This window comes from Ureibacillus xyleni, assembly GCF_900217795.1.
GTDB lineage: Bacteria > Bacillota > Bacilli > Bacillales_A > Planococcaceae > Ureibacillus > Ureibacillus xyleni.
On record NZ_OBMQ01000003.1, the window covers coordinates 215,635 to 231,915 of the forward strand.

16 protein-coding genes are annotated in these 16,281 nt (G+C 34.5%); 3 read left to right on the plus strand and 13 right to left on the minus strand.

The features are described 5' to 3' along the window. Positions 1-43: 43 nt before the first annotated feature. The 8 genes from tpx to ezrA form a co-directional block, all read right to left on the minus strand. Entirely contained in the window at positions 44-553 is a 510-nt protein-coding gene (gene tpx, locus CRO00_RS06615) for a thiol peroxidase (protein WP_097072889.1), read from the minus strand. A 162-nt stretch (positions 554-715) separates the two neighbouring features. After that, the gene (locus CRO00_RS06620) at positions 716-1,294 is read right to left on the minus strand and encodes an RDD family protein (protein WP_097072890.1); all 579 of its coding nucleotides are present in this window, start codon (positions 1,292-1,294) and stop codon (positions 716-718) included. A 13-nt stretch (positions 1,295-1,307) separates the two neighbouring features. Continuing rightward, positions 1,308-2,318, minus strand: a complete 1,011-nt coding sequence (sppA, locus tag CRO00_RS06625; protein ID WP_097072891.1) for a signal peptide peptidase SppA — start codon at positions 2,316-2,318, stop codon at positions 1,308-1,310. Between the two features lie 165 nt (positions 2,319-2,483). Then, positions 2,484-4,070, minus strand: coding sequence for an acyl-CoA synthetase MbcS (gene mbcS, locus CRO00_RS06630; RefSeq protein WP_097072892.1), 1,587 nt, complete (start codon positions 4,068-4,070; stop codon positions 2,484-2,486). Positions 4,071-4,292: 222 nt separating this feature from the next. Next, the gene (locus CRO00_RS06635) at positions 4,293-4,508 is read right to left on the minus strand and encodes an alpha/beta-type small acid-soluble spore protein (protein WP_097072893.1); all 216 of its coding nucleotides are present in this window, start codon (positions 4,506-4,508) and stop codon (positions 4,293-4,295) included. Positions 4,509-4,596: 88 nt separating this feature from the next. Then, a complete protein-coding gene (gene thiI / locus CRO00_RS06640; protein ID WP_097072894.1) occupies positions 4,597-5,805 on the minus strand; it encodes a tRNA uracil 4-sulfurtransferase ThiI in 1,209 nt (402 codons plus the stop codon). A gap of 3 nt (positions 5,806-5,808) precedes the next feature. Further along, positions 5,809-6,948 carry a cysteine desulfurase family protein gene (locus tag CRO00_RS06645; protein WP_097072895.1) on the minus strand — a complete coding sequence of 380 codons (1,140 nt, stop codon included), beginning with the start codon at positions 6,946-6,948 and terminating at the stop codon, positions 5,809-5,811. A 178-nt stretch (positions 6,949-7,126) separates the two neighbouring features. Then, complete coding sequence (ezrA, locus tag CRO00_RS06650) at positions 7,127-8,830, minus strand: septation ring formation regulator EzrA (protein ID WP_097072896.1); 1,704 nt, start codon at positions 8,828-8,830, stop codon at positions 7,127-7,129. 133 nt (positions 8,831-8,963) lie between these two features. On the opposite strand from ezrA, the gene hisJ reads away from it, so the two are divergent. Both hisJ and CRO00_RS06660 read left to right on the plus strand, forming a co-directional pair. Beyond that, complete coding sequence (gene hisJ / locus CRO00_RS06655; protein WP_097072897.1) at positions 8,964-9,755, plus strand: histidinol-phosphatase HisJ; 792 nt, start codon at positions 8,964-8,966, stop codon at positions 9,753-9,755. A gap of 15 nt (positions 9,756-9,770) precedes the next feature. Further along, complete coding sequence (locus CRO00_RS06660) at positions 9,771-10,250, plus strand: GAF domain-containing protein (protein WP_097072898.1); 480 nt, start codon at positions 9,771-9,773, stop codon at positions 10,248-10,250. A 104-nt stretch (positions 10,251-10,354) separates the two neighbouring features. Here the strand turns inward: CRO00_RS06660 and CRO00_RS06665 are convergent, their stop codons facing one another. Then, positions 10,355-12,226, minus strand: coding sequence for a sensor domain-containing diguanylate cyclase (locus CRO00_RS06665; protein ID WP_097072899.1), 1,872 nt, complete (start codon positions 12,224-12,226; stop codon positions 10,355-10,357). A 455-nt stretch (positions 12,227-12,681) separates the two neighbouring features. On the opposite strand from CRO00_RS06665, the gene rpsD reads away from it, so the two are divergent. After that, complete coding sequence (gene rpsD / locus CRO00_RS06670) at positions 12,682-13,284, plus strand: 30S ribosomal protein S4 (protein ID WP_097072900.1); 603 nt, start codon at positions 12,682-12,684, stop codon at positions 13,282-13,284. Between the two features lie 78 nt (positions 13,285-13,362). On the opposite strand, the gene CRO00_RS06675 is transcribed toward rpsD, so the two are convergent. The 4 genes from CRO00_RS06675 to CRO00_RS06690 are packed head-to-tail and all read right to left on the minus strand — an operon-like array spanning position 13,363 to position 16,225. Beyond that, positions 13,363-14,481 (minus strand): hypothetical protein, encoded by a 1,119-nt coding sequence (locus CRO00_RS06675; RefSeq protein ID WP_097072901.1) that lies wholly within the window; start codon positions 14,479-14,481, stop codon positions 13,363-13,365. Between the two features lies 1 nt (position 14,482). Further along, a complete protein-coding gene (locus CRO00_RS06680; RefSeq protein ID WP_097072902.1) occupies positions 14,483-15,424 on the minus strand; it encodes a patatin-like phospholipase family protein in 942 nt (313 codons plus the stop codon). Positions 15,425-15,435: 11 nt separating this feature from the next. Further along, the gene (locus CRO00_RS06685; protein ID WP_097072903.1) at positions 15,436-15,816 is read right to left on the minus strand and encodes a hypothetical protein; all 381 of its coding nucleotides are present in this window, start codon (positions 15,814-15,816) and stop codon (positions 15,436-15,438) included. A 37-nt stretch (positions 15,817-15,853) separates the two neighbouring features. Continuing rightward, complete coding sequence (locus tag CRO00_RS06690) at positions 15,854-16,225, minus strand: hypothetical protein (protein WP_097072904.1); 372 nt, start codon at positions 16,223-16,225, stop codon at positions 15,854-15,856. Positions 16,226-16,281 lie beyond the last annotated feature (56 nt).

Here is a 16,281-nt window from a genome sequence, read left to right on the forward strand (position 1 = left end):
GATTACTCTATATTACAACAAGTAAACAAGGAACGAAAATAAATTATTTTGCTAATGCTTCTTTAACAGCATTAATAGCAGCCTCATAATCTGGATGGCTTGTACCTTCAGAAACATATTCAACATAAGTGATCGTATCTTCTTTATCAATTACGAATACTGCACGAGCAAGGAGACGATTTTCTTTCATATGGACGCCATAACTTTCTCCAAATGACAAATCACGATAATCTGAAACTGTGTGAACACCATCAATGCCCGCTGCTGCACACCAACGTTTTTGTGCAAATGGTAAATCTACTGAAACTGTATAAAATGCTACCTCGCCACCTAAAGAAACTACCTCTTCATTGAATCGACGAGTTTCCGCATCACAAACTCCAGTGTCTAGTGACGGTACAGATGCAATTAAACGTACTTTTCCAGCAGAATCTTTTAATGTTACTGGTGACATATCATTCGCTAACACTGTAAAGTCAGGTGCTTGATCCCCCACTTTAACTTCATTTCCAATTAATGTTACAGGTTTGTTAATAAATGTTACTTGAACCATAACTCATCCTCCTTTTCTGAACTAATCTTACTAAAGGTATTGCAAAATTTGCAAATAACTAAGCTTGAAATGAAAAGCGATGCATTATTTTTAGCAAAAAGTCAGACATCAATATAGAAAAATAAAAACCACCTGTAAAACTACTTACAGATGGTTAATTTATTATGTTGTTGAAATTGATTGTTCTGTTTCGTAATCGACTTTTGTTTGAACGATTACTCTATTTTTTGTATAGACTCTTTCATGGACAACAACGGTATCGGCAATAACATCATTTAGCCCTTTATTTTTTGGCATAAAAGCAACGATGATATATAAAATTTTAATAGTATTATTAATAAAACGGCCTACAATCTCCCGGAACAATACTGTCATCCAGTCAAGCTTTTCTCCATTGACCCTTATTACTTTTAAGCCAAAGATCATTTTTCCAACGGTTTGATTCCAGAACTTTGTCGTTAATACAAAGTAAGCGTAATACAAGATTGCAGATACAATTGTTATTGGTGCATACCAATTTGAGTCAGATAAACTCCATCCAAATAATCGGAAAATTGGATTGACCAATATACCCACGATTGCACTTACTACTAATGAATCAATGGCAAATGCCCAAAATCTCACCCAAAATCCAGCAGTTTTTTCTTCATACTGTTCAATTTCTTCCGTTGAATACCTATAAGGAGCAGGAACGATCTCATTATTTGTGTTAGACAATTCTTGATTCTCAAATTCTGACATCTAATTCCCCTCCTTAAAATTCACCATATAAATACATCATACGTGGTGCATCATGACTAGACATTAGTTTTGTTAACATTCTTTCTTCTGCAGAAGGACCAAACAATGAACTAATCTTCATGCCAAGTAATGACGTAAAATCACCAAAACTTGTTTGATATTCAAAAAGTTCTGCATCCTCTAATGCGTAATCTGCCCGAAGTGATGCGATTGTGTCTTCTAATCCACCAATTTCGTCAACAAGCCCCGCCTTTACTGCTTGTGTACCACCTAGAACACGCCCATCCGCAACTTTTTTCACTTGTGCTTCTGACATTCCTCGCCCTTCTTCAATCACATCAACGAATACCTCATATGAATCATTTATCATTTCTTGTAACATTGCTTTTTCTTCTTCTGTCGTTGGTCTTGTGCCTCCAAACATATCTTTATGTGCACCCGACTTAATTGTTTCAAATTTAATACCAACTTTATCAGCAAGTTCTGAGAAATTATAACTTTGCATAATTACACCAATTGAACCCGTTAATGTTTCACGGTGTGCAAAGATTTTATCTGCTGGTGCAGATATATAATATCCTCCTGAAGCAGCCATTGAGCCCATAGATACATAAATCGGTATTTCTCTCTTTTCTTTTATTTCTAGAAGTTTTTCATGTATTTCAGCTGATTCAATTACACCACCACCAGGTGAATCTACAGCTAAAACAATAGCTTGTACGCTTTCATCATTTAAAATCGTTTCTAATTGTGCTAAAAAGTTTTGGTGATCATATTCGACTGTAGTCCATGCAGAACTTGAGCCCACGTCTTGTATCGTCCCATCGACCGATAGTAATGCAATCCGTTGATTAAAATCCCCTTGTTCTAATACATTTTCAGAAACTTCCTGTTCAGTGCTCATAAGACTATCAAAATCACTAAAGAAATTTGTTGTAAACATAGCCATCACTGCATTTAATCCGATAGAAAAAACTAATAATACTACAGCAGCCCCTAAAGCGAGCCATCTTTTCATGTTCATCTCATTGATTCCTCCTCAATCCATACATACGTTTAAGTTGTACAATTGTTTCAAAAAAATTTTAATTCTTCTTAAAGTTTTACAAAAAAATTGGAGAAACGAAATAATTACATTTCGCTTCTCCAAAAAACGACATTATTCCCTAGGAAATAATGACTAAAATACTTAATTCACTGTTTGTTTACTAAGTTCTTTTTGGCGTAATTCTATACGACGAATTTTCCCTGAAGATGTTTTTGGAAGTTCGTCAATAAATTCAATTGCTCGTGGATATTTATATGGAGCAGTAATGTTCTTTACATGATCTTGAAGTTCTTTAATAAGGTTTGGATTTGTTAATGATTCTGGATCACGTAAAACAACGAAAGCTTTTACTATGTTACCTCGGATTTCATCAGGACTTGCAACAACAGCACACTCTTTGACTGCCGGGTGTTTGACTAATGCATCTTCTACTTCAAATGGTCCAATCGTATATCCTGAAGAAACAATAATGTCATCTCCTCGACCTTCAAACCAAAAATAACCATCTTCATCTTTATATGCACGGTCACCAGTTAAGAACCACTCACCACGGTATTGCATTTGTGTTCTTTCCGGCTCTTTTAAATACCCTTTAAATAACGCCGGTGTAGAAGAGTGAACAGCAATATCCCCTACTTCACCAGGTTTTGTAGGTTCACCAAGGTCATTAATCACGTCGACAACATTTCCTGGAGTTGGCTTACCCATTGATCCTGGTTTTGGTTGCATACCTAATAGTGTTCCAACTAATAAAGTGTTTTCAGTTTGTCCATAACCATCACGAACTTGCAATGAAAATACTTCTAAAAACTTGTTAATCACTTCACTATTTAACGGCTCTCCTGCTGACACTGCACTTTTCACACTTGATAAATCATACTGTTCTAGTTGATCCACTTTTGCCATTAGGCGATATTCAGTTGGTGTACAACATAAAACATTTATCTTATTGTCTTGAAGTAATTGTAAATAAACTTTTGGATCGAACTGCCCTTTATGAACGAATGCAGTTGCCCCGCTACCTAATACTGCTAAAAACGGACTCCAAATCCATTTTTGCCATCCAGGAGCAGCAGTAGCCCAAACTATATCATCCTCACCTACACCAAGCCAGTACTGTGCTGTTGTGCGTAAGTGTGCATAACCCCAACCATGGGAATGAACGACACCTTTTGGGTTACCTGTTGTACCACTTGTGTACGATAGAAAGGCGATGTCAGATTCTTTTGTTTGGATATCATCAAAGGTATCAGGTAATCCATCTAAATTTTCATCAATAGATATCCAGGATTCAGTTGCTTTACCAAATACAAAAAGCTTTAATCCATCTAAATGTTTCACATCTTCAAATTGACTAATTTCATTTTCAAAAGCAATAATAGCTTTGGCTTGAGAATGAGTAATGCGGTAATCAATATCTTTTGCACGTAACATCTCAGAACTTGGAATAATCGTTAATCCTGCTTTCAATGCTCCGATGTATGTAACATATGCTTCTTCTGAGCGAGGGACCATAATGAGTACGACATCACCTTTGCCGAGCCCGTTATTCGCAAATAAATTCGCAATCTTATTTGCTTTTTTTAATAATTGTGTGTAAGAGACTTTTTCTAATTCCCCGTTTACATGATGAACGATCAATGCTGTCTTTTTTGCATTTTGTGCATATTTTTCAATTTCATCTACAATGTTGTAATCTTCAGGAGCTAATAAATCTTCTCTTTTCATTCGTATCCCCCTTTTTTGTATCAAATGATACATTATACTAATTATAATAATACTGATTAAAAATTTCAAAATATTCCTCTAAAATGACTTTTTTAGGTAAATTAGTTCATTAATTGTTTAAAAAAGAATAATAATTTTCCGTTAAAACTAATAAAAAAGGGATAAGATAACTACAAAAGAAAAAGGCCAGTAGCATTTAGCTACCAGCCCTTTATTTACAAATTATTGTTGGCTATTTGTACCACGTAATTGTGATTCAGCCATTTGCACAAGGCGTTTAGTAATTTCTCCTCCGACTGATCCGTTTGCACGAGAAGACGCTTCAGGTCCGAGTTGAACACCAAACTCTTGAGCGATTTCGTATTTCATTTGGTCTAAAGCTTGTTCTGCACCAGGTACTACAAGCTTGTTACGGTTACCGCTGTTGTTGTTTGCCATGTCTCTCACCTCCTTGTGCATATAGAATGTGCGCTATCGATTATTTAATACACAAAAATTTAGAGGTAAGTATTTCCGGCTTTTTTAACTATAATAAATCAGCAAACTTATCTTTCGTTTCGTTCTTCTCAGGGAATCGGTAAATTTCTCGATTTTTCACTGCACGTTCAATTAGTTCGTCAAACTCCGTGAAACTTTCATAATAGTTCACTTTTTCAACTTTTGGCTTCGTCTTTGGATTTGCAGGTGTAAAGATTGTACAGCAATCCTCATACGGTTGTATTGACGTTTCGTAAGTACCGATTTGTTCAGCGATTTGAATAATCTCTAATTTATCAAAGGCAATTAACGGTCTTAAAATCGGTGTATTTGTAACATCATTAATAGCTGTTAAACTTTCTAACGTTTGACTAGCAACTTGTCCTAAGCTTTCCCCAGTAACGATTCCAAGTGCCCCTACTTCTTCTCGAACTTTATCTGCAATGCGCATCATTAATCTACGTGTAGAAGTCATCATTGTATTGCTAGGTACACGGTCACGAATTAATGTTTGAATTTCTGTAAAAGGAATAACATGAAGACGAATATTTGCACCAAATTTCGTTAGCTCATTCGCTAAATCTTTTACTTTTTGTAATGAATGATCGCTTGTATACGGTGGACTAAAGAAATGGATTGCTTCTAACCGAACTCCACGCTTCATTAATAAGTATCCTGCTACAGGACTATCAATTCCTCCAGAAAGCATTAATAAAGATTTACCGTTTGATCCTACTGGCATTCCCCCAGCACCCTGAATAATTTGTGCCATCATATAAATTGCATCTTTTCTTACTTCAATGCGCAGTTCTACATCAGGTTTTTTTACTTGGACAGAAATATTCGGATTATTTCTTAATACATGTCCACCAATTTCACGTTGAATTTCATGGGATTCAAATGGGAATGATTTATCAGAGCGTCGAACTTCTACTTTAAATGTAAGTTGTTGTTCTTTAAATTGGTCCATAATTAATAAAGAGAGGTTTTTCATTGATTCTATATCTTTTTCACAAAAAGCAACTGGACTAAAAGATTGAATACCAAAAATCGTTGGCATTCTTTCCATTAAAATTTCAAATTGTTCTTCAGTTTCGATTTCAATGTGCATACGATCGCGCTCTGATTGAATTTTTAATGGAGCGATATCATTAAATGTGTTTCGGATATTCGTACGTAAGCGGCTAATGAAATCCTTTTTATTGCGCCCTTTTGTAGAAAGTTCTCCATAACGAATTAATATTTCCTTCCAAATCATTCCTTATTCTCCTTTTAGTTCTTTCATCACTTCGGTGAAAGCTATTTTAAATTGTTGAATATCTTTGTCAGTAGTTAACGCTCCAAAACTTAAACGGATAACACCATTCACAAAATTTGGTGGTGTGTTTAAAGCAAGTACAACATGGCTTGTTTTTTTCTGTTTAGAAGAGCAAGCACTAGATGTTGAGACAATGATTCCTCTTTTTTGGAGTGCGTTAATTAAAATCTCTCCTTTTAAATCTTTAACACTAAAGGACAAAATATGGGCAGCACCATTTAACGTTGAAAGTAGATGTATGGAATTACCAAAGCTCAATAAAAAATCAAATAGTTCGCTTTTCCATTTTTTATAATTTTCCATTGATTGCCCTAAGTTTTCTACCGCCATTCTTGCTGCTTTTGCAAGGGCAACTGCTTGTGGTACAGCTACCGTACCACTGCGCAAGCCATATTCTTGTCCTCCTCCTAACAGAAGAGGCGCAATATTCATTTTTTTACGAAAAGCGATAACTCCAGATCCCTTTAAACCATGAATTTTATGTCCAGAGATGGAGATAATATCTGGTCCAGCATTATCTTGAAAGAACACTGGCATCTTACCAAAACTTTGGACAGCATCTACATGAAAGGCTGCACGACTATTTGCATGGATAATTTTAGCTGCATCTTCAATTGGTTGGATGGCTCCCATTTCATTATTCACATGCATGATACTTACTAAAACAGTATCTTTTCGAAGTTTTTCGTTTAGTTCTTGAAGCGAAATAATCCCTTCAGAATCGACTGATAAGTAGTCAACTTCATATCCATCTGCTTGTAAAGCACGAATGGATTCTAGAACAGAAGCATGTTCGATTTCAGTTGTAATAATATGTTTTCCTTTGTGGGTATTTGCTTTTGAAATACCAAATATGGCAAAGTTATTCGACTCTGTTCCGCCTGCTGTAAAAAGAACTTGTTGGTCATCAGTACGTAAAATTTTCGCTATTTGAGCTCTTGCTCGATCAAGCAAAGTATTGGACTCTACACCCGCCTCATGAATTGAAGCAGGATTTGCATAAAAAGATTCGTTTACTTGTATAAATGTATTTAATACCTCTTTGTAAGGTTTAGTTGTTGCACTATTATCTAAATATATCATTTTATCCTACCTTCTTATAAATGCTTTTAGAAAATGCTATGGATTCGATTGAGCAAACACTATTAAATTCTAAAAATTATAATAATGTCATTTCCATAAGAAAGCCACCTACACTTTTGTGTGGTGGCTTATTTCTTTATTTTATTATAACGCTTATGTCAATCCCCGACTACCTGCCCTAGTTTTTTGCATATATTTCTTCTTGGACAAGCTCTTCAATTCGTTTAATTGCACCAGGCTCTGCTAGTTCAACAGCAGCAGCTGCATCTTCTAACGCTTTTATGTACCGGTATTGATTGAACGCTTCTTCAGCTTCTAGTAATAATTGATGTACTTTTGGATTCGTTGCCCGGTAACGATTACCGTACTGAATCATACGCTCAATAAGCATAACATTTTCAATCATTTCATTGGCATGGCGATTTGCTTCTTGTATACAATGTTTCGCATTTTGTAAATTGCTATGAACCAACTGCATATTTAATGGTACTTCTTGAAGACTTTGCATAACGATAAATAATTGCTCCTCAGCTTCCTCAAGTCGTGCATCCATTTCTTCTGGAATACCAGGGATATTTGCTTTATTCAATTGTCGATCTGTATCTTGCAATAGTCGTTTTAATGATTCAAGTTGCGCTCGGGCTTTATTTTCATCAATGCGTAAGTTTTTCAAACGATTTGAAAACTGCTCTTGTTCTTCTTTGATTCGTTCAATTTCGTTACTAATATCGATTAGCTCCTGCTGCAAACTAGAGTATGCGGATTTTTCTTCCTGAACTCGGGTAACAAGTAATTCATAACGTTTTTGAATCACTTCAAGTTGTTTTAAGCCAATTTTAGGAATTTCTGCTTCCTTGTCTGATAAATGATAACTATTTTGTACATAGACAGCTTCATTCCCTACTTCTCTCGTTACATGTACCACTTCACTTAAGATGTTAAATGTGTTTTCACAGTTTCGGTCCACATAATTTTTGGCTATCACTTCTTTTTCAAGTAAGTCATAGTAATTATCAATTGTATCGTTAATTTCTTCGATGCGCGGACCAACGATATCAATTTCTAAGTTTGCAAGTTTTTCTTTCAAAGTAACTAGTTCGGCTTCAACGCTTTCTAAATACTCCGTTAACTCTAAATGCCTAAGATAATAGGCTTGGTCTTCCATTTCTCGTTGACCATTCTTAAGTTCATGAATAGCGGTTGGAATTTTAGTTTGAATTTCAGAAAGTAAGCTAGGAACTTCAGTTAATAAATGGAACAATTCCTGCGCTTCATTTGATAAAGCTAATACAATTTCTCTTGCTTGTAAGTAATTACCCTCTACTGTTAGCGCATCATACTCTTCAAATTTCGGTGTAAATAACTCTACTCTTTTTTCAAGAGCAGTTAATGCTGGTCCGAAAGAATGTTGGTGAGCTAGCAATGTTTTACGTGCTGAACGGTATTGTTCTTTTAATTGTTCAACTTCAATTCTATTTTTTTCTTCACTTCCAATTAATTCATCTAATTCGTTTAATATTTTTGTTTTATTTTCTTCGCATTTTGCGATAAATTCTTCAATTTCACGTTCTATAATGGAAGCTTTTTTAAATTTGAACCGATCTATGTATTCTTCAGCATCAAAAAGCATAGAATCAATTTTAATTACATGAACATCGATTACTTCTGTCCACATGTTACGCCAATGTTCAAACATTTCTTCAGTTTGGCCATTCATGTTTAATGCTTTTACTTTTGTTAGCTCCTCAAATATCGGATAATGCTGAATTTGCATTTTTTCTTTTTCAAGTCGCTGTATAACAACATTATGTTTACGTCTGATTAATAACCCTACGATAAATAATGCTAATAGTACGATGACGACAATGATGATATACTTCATCGTAAGCCCCCTATTCCAAAATCACTACACCTGCTATTTTGTAACTATAATATACCATGTTTTTACGGTTTTGTTTAAAAAAATAAAGGTTTTTGTTAAAGTAAACTTTATTAATGATGTGGAGGTTCCAAATATGAAAAAAGATGGTCACATCCATTCACCTTTTTGCCCCCATGGGACGAGTGATGCATTTGAACTATATATCGAAAAAGCAATTAAAAATCAATTTACACACATTACTTTTACTGAGCATGCACCACTTCCTACAAATTTCATAGACCCAACTCCTGATAAGGATAGCGGCATGAAACCAAAAGATTTAACAACATATATCGAAAAGCTGAAAATTTTAAAGGAACTGTATGCAAAGGATATTACAATAAATATTGGTTTAGAAATTGACTATATCGAAAGTTTCGAAACAGAAACCCGTGCACTTTTAGATATTGTTGGCCCTTTGCTTGATGATGCGATTTTATCAGTACATTTCTTAAAATTTAACGATTCATATACTTGTATCGATTTTTCCGAAGAAGTTTATTTAGACTTCGCTCAAAAAGTTGGTGGTATCAATGCAATGTACAACCTATATTATAATACTGTACTTAAATCCATTGAAGCAAACTTAGGTCCCTTTAAACCAAGAAGAATTGGTCATCCAACGCTAATACATAAATTCCAACTTGCTCACGGTGAAAAAATAGAGGACGATAATCGTATTAAAGAAATTTTACACATGATGGGAGAAAAAAATTATGAGCTCGATGTAAACAGTGCTGGCTTGAGCAAAGCCTTTTGTAAAGAACCGTATCCACCAATGCATATAATTGACTATGCTCGTTCGATTGAATTACCACTTGTTTTCGGTTCAGATGCTCATTGTGCAAATGATTTACATCAGCACTATAACGTAATTTTTAAGTAACACTTGGAGGTCACTATGTTTTCAAAAATAAATTATGATGGTTCAGTTTCAACACAGTATAAAACACTTTCCCAACAGTTAAATGCACTGCTAGAGGGAGAAAAAGATATAATCGCAAATTTAAGTAATGCATCCGCCTTGTTAAATCAATTTTTAGATAATATTAATTGGGTTGGTTTTTATTTAATGAAAGAAGGCGAACTTGTATTAGGGCCATTCCAAGGTCTACCAGCCTGTGTAAGAATCGCAATCGGTCGTGGTGTTTGCGGCACAGCTGTTTCTAAAGAAGAAACAATTGTCGTTCAAGATGTCCATGCTTTCCCCGGACATATTGCTTGTGATGCTGCATCTAATTCAGAAATAGTTATACCCATTTTTAAAAATAACGAAGTCATTGGTGTATTAGATATTGATAGCCCCATAAAAGGTCGCTTCAGCGATGAAGATCGTCAAGGACTCGAGCTCTTCGTTACCACTTTAATGAACCATTTATAGCAGTATGGCTTATCGTTATTTACGATAAGCCTTTTTTCTGTAATTAACAGAATAAAAACTTACTATGCATAAAGAGGATTTCCTCATATATCATAGTAAGTTTATTATGATTGGAACAACATTGAATCATCAAAAAGACAAACTTGATTTTTCCCGTTATTTTTTGCGTTATACAGTGCCGTATCTGCTTGTAAAAAGATTTTTTGAAACTCAACATTCGCTTTCTTATTCCATGTTACAAGTCCTGCAGAAATGGTTACTGAAGGGTTCGTGGCTTCTGGTATCGATTTCACAATTTGTTCAGATAATTGGAGCGCTTCATCATCATGGATATTCGTTACATAAACAGCCATTTCTTCGCCGCCCCATCTCGCGCTAATTCCACGATTATCAAGGGTTTTTATCAATTGTTCACCAATCTGAACTAGAATTAAATCTCCAGTTTGATGACCATACGTATCATTAATTCGTTTAAAATTGTCTATATCTATAAGTAAAAACATTCCTGATTCGTCATTTTGCAACGAATGCTCGACAAATTTATCTAAGTAGTTTCTTGCATACAACTTTGTTAAATGATCGTGATCTACCATTTCTTGCAATTGATTTCTTAAAATTGAATTGGCAATGGCTAATGATGAATGATGAATTAAAGATTGCATCAATTTAAAGCTATCAAAGGAGAAGAAATAAGAATCGCGATGTAACACGATACTGAAACCGTTAATCCGTTGCTCGACAATCATTGGAATTGCCATAACAGATTTATATGGAACTTCTTTTGAAATAAGACGACTAAAATCCGCGATAAACAAAGGATCTTGACTCTTTTCAAAATGCTTGCCCACGTGATCAATGTAGATTGCTCCCTCATCTAATCTGAATAGGTCCGTTGAAGCTTCTGTTAGTTTGTAATCACCATTATCTTTTAGGACAAAACATAACTCCATTGGCTGAAACGATTTCATTAGTTGTTTTTGCAAAAACATAAACATTTCATTTATATCTAACCTCATATTCAATCGATGAGAAGTTTCATTAATTAGTTGCAAATCGCTTATTAACCGATGCGATTGATGATATAGCTTTGCATTTTCTAATGCATTACCAGATGCGTGGGCAAGCATTCTAATAAATTCTTTTTGCGTTGAAGTGAATCTATATGAATAGGGGGCACTAACTTGTAGTATCCCATAAATAGCCTGTCTACCCTTAATTGGTGCGTTCAAAAGACTACAATTTAAATCATCTGCTTGTTCTGTTGTTATCTTGCCAGATACGAACGCTTCTATCGCTGAAGGTCTTTCTGATAAATAGTCAAAAGGTTTAATTGGAATCCTCGTGTGGCGATCTTGGTCATTTGATAAAATTAACTCTACATTAAAGTTCCGGAAATTTTCCTGGATGGTGATTAGTACATTCTCTAAAATTAAATCAATATCCATCGTTGAATGAAATAAATCGGTCATATTATACAATTTACGATATTGGTTTTCATTGTGGCGAACTTCTACATTCTTACTAATCATTAGAAGCACTTTCGAAACAATATCGACAAAATCTTCAAAATATTTAGATTGTGTAAAGGCAGACCATCTAGGAGTTGATTTAACTAATAAGACACCATGTACATCAAAATGACCAACTTTTAACAACATCATATGGGTAAGCTGTTCAAACTCACTTGTTTTAAGTAAATCATCTGGTACTTCCACTAATTTTTGCTGTCCAAACCATGATTCAAAGTTATCCCAAGGAATTTCATTTAACAGATCAGATGAATTTATGTTAAAAGGTTTTAATGTTTCCCCTTCATACAAAAGAAAAAAACATTGATCAATATCAAAGTGTTCATTTAAGCAATTATGTAACAGTGTGGAATATTCATTATAACTGTCTTGTTTTTCAACAGAACTGATACATATACTTAACAAATCAGACTTGATATTAATTAATGTCTGCCGATGCTCAATCATGAAATCACCTTTTCTTTTCCTTACGAAATCAATTACTATTAGCTTATAATAAATTATACACCTTTTATGCCTTATTGACTATAAAATTGTAGGTTAAATACAAGTCAATAAATCATCCATTTTACTATAGCATAAAGTCTATGTAATATTAATAGCAGAAAGTATTTTTATACTTCATTTTCCAACTACTTTAAGATATTATTTCTTGACGCCTTATAGAGAAATATTATACAATGACTTTTGTGTAAAATGAACGCAGCAGTTATATATGCTTGCTTTGTATTTTATTCCTCTAAAGAAGACAAGCATTTATGCTATCAAACTAGATGGTGTATTGTGTAACCCTATCGGCTGCTAGGGCGAAGGTACATGAAAATAAAATGCATTCAAGTTCGGGTATAACTGGTTTTTGTTTTACAACAAAAAAAACCAAATTTAAAGGAGGAGACACAACTATGTCTCGTTATACAGGTCCATCTTGGAAAGTGTCACGTCGTCTTGGTATTTCATTAAGCGGCACAGGTAAAGAATTAGAAAAACGCCCTTATGCACCAGGTCAACACGGTCCAAACCAACGCAAAAAATTATCTGAGTACGGTTTACAATTACAAGAAAAACAAAAACTTCGTCATATGTATGGTATGAGCGAACGTCAATTCAAAAACGTATTCGTTAAAGCTGGTAAAATGAGAGGGGTACTAGGTGAAAACTTCATGATCCTTCTTGAAACTCGCCTTGACAACTTAGTTTACCGCTTAGGTTTAGCTCGCACTCGTCGTGGAGCTCGTCAATTAGTTAACCACGGTCACGTTTTAGTTGATGGTAAACGCGTTGACATTCCTTCTTACAGCGTAAAACCAGGTCAAACAATCTCTCTTCGTGAAAGATCACAAAACCTTGCTGTAGTAACAGAAGCAATCGAAGTAAACAACTTCGTACCAGAATATTTATCATTTGACGCTGACAAAAAAGAAGGTACATTTGTACGTCTTCCAGAGCGTTCTGAATTATCAGCTGAAATTAACGAATCATTAATCGTTGAGTTCTACTCTCGTTAATATTTGCTTCTTTCAAATGATAAAAGCCTTAGAAATCTTGTTAATTCAAGGTTTCAAGGCTTTTTTTATTTCTGTATCCTAATTAATTACGACAACGCAATCTAGTTTTTCTAGTTCATCTTTCATCTGAAGAAGTTGTTGCTCGTCTTCAAATATACCTAATGATATGGGTACTTGTTTTGTCAATTCCCGACATTGTTCAATGGAAAGTTTCAAATACTTTCTTAACACACTATGCACATAAATTCGTTCATCCGGATGCACAGACTCTAATAGCATTTCATAACCGATTTGTTGTGCTATGTCTTCTTTTTTACATGCAGTTTCCAATGCAGCTAGTCCGTTAATAAGATAAAAGACAATATCCCTAATCTCCACTTTACTTCTCGGTACTGTTTCTAATACTTGTCTTTTATTGATTAAACCTTGGTTATACTTCACCAAGGCAAAAATTAAATTACCTTCTATATAGGGATGACCTTCAACGTTATATGAAGGAACAAAATCTAAATAATGCTTAATTAAAGAATGTTCTCCTAGAAAGCTAGAAACCCAACCTCTAAACTCCACTTCACCACGCACATCTAAATGATCCATAATCATTTCAAGCAATAAAATATCTTCATTTTTCCATTTCCCTTTACTTATACGATAAAAGCTAGTTGATAGATAAATACCTTGTTCAACCTTAGATAAATTAAAAACAGATTTATTTCGAAAGGTCATTCGTTCAAGGGTTGCTTTCCATGTAAGCATTTGAACGTTCACTTCCAATGAATCGATACGTTCTGAAAGTTGATTCATTTTCCTTTGCGAATCTGACAGAAATGCCTTTAAGAATTTGTTAATCTCATTGAACTTGCGATTATTTTCGGTTTGTATTAAATTTTGGCTATGTTTTATCATCAACAACAAGTCAATTGTAAGAGATTGTCGTTCTGCTAAATTTTCAATAGATTGTTGTGCGCACTGTTGAAACGTAATAAAGTCCCTAGTCATCGCTTGCTCAATTTTGCGATTTTTTCCTGTTAGCGAACGGAATACCCTTTTTAACTTTCCTTGTTCCTTTAATTCTCTCCAACGTGCTTCACTTGTAGAGATCGCATGCATAGCCTCAAACGTATTTAGTGCCAGTTCACCTTGTGTTGTTAAGTTATTTGTCTGCTTTTCAATTAGTTGTTCAATAGTTAAATCCATATTATTTTCCCTTCTCTAATTGTGCAAATAAATCAGACATGTCCTTGTTAAATTGATCCGTTTGTTGTTTTTGATTTAATTGAAACATTTTCTCTTCTTCTGAAAATTTCTCCATCAAATTAAACAGGTTAGCTTCTCGTTTCATTGTTCGAATTGTTGGAGCAATGATTTCCATCGTATCATTGTATCCTTCAACCATTCTTCGTTGTGCTGTTGTCGCCTTAAAATCTAATGTGCCTGAAACAAATCCTCCTTGCGCTTCTTTTGGTACCAATTGTATAACTTTTGCATTTGGAAATTGTTGTTCAATCGTATCATCGCGGTTTAAAGAAATGACAAAAATAAAATCACAACCTTCGTCATACACAGGCTGAATCGGACTATTATCGCTTAAACCTCCATCTACGTATTGTACACCATCAATTTCAACAGATGGAAATACACCTGGTATAGCAGAAGTGGCAAGCAAAATCTTTTCAATTTTCAATGGTGCTAAGCCATTCACTTTAAAGTAGGTTTTCTCCATTGTCGGCCATTTCACACAAGTCGCATAGAAAGGAATTTTTTTATCACTTATTTTTTGTAGGTTAATATTTTCATAGATAATTTCCAATAAACCTGAACGGGAAAAAACACCATATCCCTCTGCTTTTAATAACCTTGCAATTAATGGCGAGGAAGAATTCACACCTAAATTCATGAGCTTTTTCGCTTGTTCAGTTCCTTTTAGAGTGAGTATTTTATCCGGGCTGATTGTTTGCCATACTTTTTCTGCCGTTTCGATACTATTATTTAAAAATAGTGCTGCGTTCAAAGCACCAACAGAAGTGCCTGCAATTGCTTGTACATAATGATGTATATTTAACTCATAAAGTGCTTTCATCACACCAACTTGATAAGCACCCTTTCCTCCTCCACCGTTGAAAACTAACCCTATTTTCATATCTCACCTCATTAAAAGAGTCCTAAAAATTTTGTTCTTCCAACTACGAACATTTTTGGTTCCGTATCTTTTTTTTGCATTATAATTAGCTGTTCTTTAATTAGTTGAGTCAATCGTTGGTGGACGTCTTTAGGCAATATACCTACCTCTACTAATTGACCTAGCTCTTTAAAATCATTATATAATTCTTCTTTTTCATTACTAGATTGAATAAGCTTTTCCAATTGTTTTGTTGGAATGTCAATTAATTCTTCTGCCATCTGAGAAGTTATAACACCAGAATCTAATAATTCAACGATTCTATTTAATTCACTATAAATATCTGTTTTTGTTCTGTAATTAACTAAACCGCTATTTAACCCTTCCCCAACTCCACGGTGTATTTGCAGCATTGCATTTAGCTCTGAATTTTATTTATACGACATCCAATCAACCTCCTAAACTTTTTAACTTTACTAACAATCCTTCTTTCAATTGTTGATGCTCATCACGGGTTATGGCGCCTCTTTCAGCTAAGTCTGCAATACGCTCTAATTCATCATATATTTCTTGTTTTGTTTCAGTTATTGACAGTGAATCTGAAGCTGCCGTTCCACTTTCACTAGTAGATGAAAAGCGAATAAATTGAGCGTGCAAGTCATCATAATCTGGGCCCCACGCTTTTCGTTTTTTCTCCGGACTAATGATTCGATAATGTGAAGTAAGTTGATGTTGTTGTAATTTCCATCCATCTTGATTTTTTAGTGTATTCCACCAAATCTCTTTATCAGCAACTTTTAATTCCCAGTTAATAAAAGACATAGTTCCACCTCATTAATATTTCTATATATTAATATTTTACTAAAAATTGTCATGAA

What these genes read in the sequence shown, in the direction of transcription:
- tpx (WP_097072889.1), bottom strand. Translation starts at nt 553, where the DNA reads ATGGTTCAAGTAACATTTATTAACAAACCTGTAACATTAATTGGAAAT.
- CRO00_RS06620 (WP_097072890.1), bottom strand. Translation starts at nt 1,294, where the DNA reads ATGTCAGAATTTGAGAATCAAGAATTGTCTAACACAAATAATGAGATC.
- sppA (WP_097072891.1), bottom strand. Translation starts at nt 2,318, where the DNA reads ATGAACATGAAAAGATGGCTCGCTTTAGGGGCTGCTGTAGTATTATTA.
- mbcS (WP_097072892.1), bottom strand. Translation starts at nt 4,070, where the DNA reads ATGAAAAGAGAAGATTTATTAGCTCCTGAAGATTACAACATTGTAGAT.
- CRO00_RS06635 (WP_097072893.1), bottom strand. Translation starts at nt 4,508, where the DNA reads ATGGCAAACAACAACAGCGGTAACCGTAACAAGCTTGTAGTACCTGGT.
- thiI (WP_097072894.1), bottom strand. Translation starts at nt 5,805, where the DNA reads ATGATTTGGAAGGAAATATTAATTCGTTATGGAGAACTTTCTACAAAA.
- CRO00_RS06645 (WP_097072895.1), bottom strand. Translation starts at nt 6,948, where the DNA reads ATGATATATTTAGATAATAGTGCAACAACTAAACCTTACAAAGAGGTA.
- ezrA (WP_097072896.1), bottom strand. Translation starts at nt 8,830, where the DNA reads ATGAAGTATATCATCATTGTCGTCATCGTACTATTAGCATTATTTATC.
- hisJ (WP_097072897.1), top strand. Translation starts at nt 8,964, where the DNA reads ATGAAAAAAGATGGTCACATCCATTCACCTTTTTGCCCCCATGGGACG.
- CRO00_RS06660 (WP_097072898.1), top strand. Translation starts at nt 9,771, where the DNA reads ATGTTTTCAAAAATAAATTATGATGGTTCAGTTTCAACACAGTATAAA.
- CRO00_RS06665 (WP_097072899.1), bottom strand. Translation starts at nt 12,226, where the DNA reads ATGATTGAGCATCGGCAGACATTAATTAATATCAAGTCTGATTTGTTA.
- rpsD (WP_097072900.1), top strand. Translation starts at nt 12,682, where the DNA reads ATGTCTCGTTATACAGGTCCATCTTGGAAAGTGTCACGTCGTCTTGGT.
- CRO00_RS06675 (WP_097072901.1), bottom strand. Translation starts at nt 14,481, where the DNA reads ATGGATTTAACTATTGAACAACTAATTGAAAAGCAGACAAATAACTTA.
- CRO00_RS06680 (WP_097072902.1), bottom strand. Translation starts at nt 15,424, where the DNA reads ATGAAAATAGGGTTAGTTTTCAACGGTGGAGGAGGAAAGGGTGCTTAT.
- CRO00_RS06685 (WP_097072903.1), bottom strand. Translation starts at nt 15,816, where the DNA reads ATGCTGCAAATACACCGTGGAGTTGGGGAAGGGTTAAATAGCGGTTTA.
- CRO00_RS06690 (WP_097072904.1), bottom strand. Translation starts at nt 16,225, where the DNA reads ATGTCTTTTATTAACTGGGAATTAAAAGTTGCTGATAAAGAGATTTGG.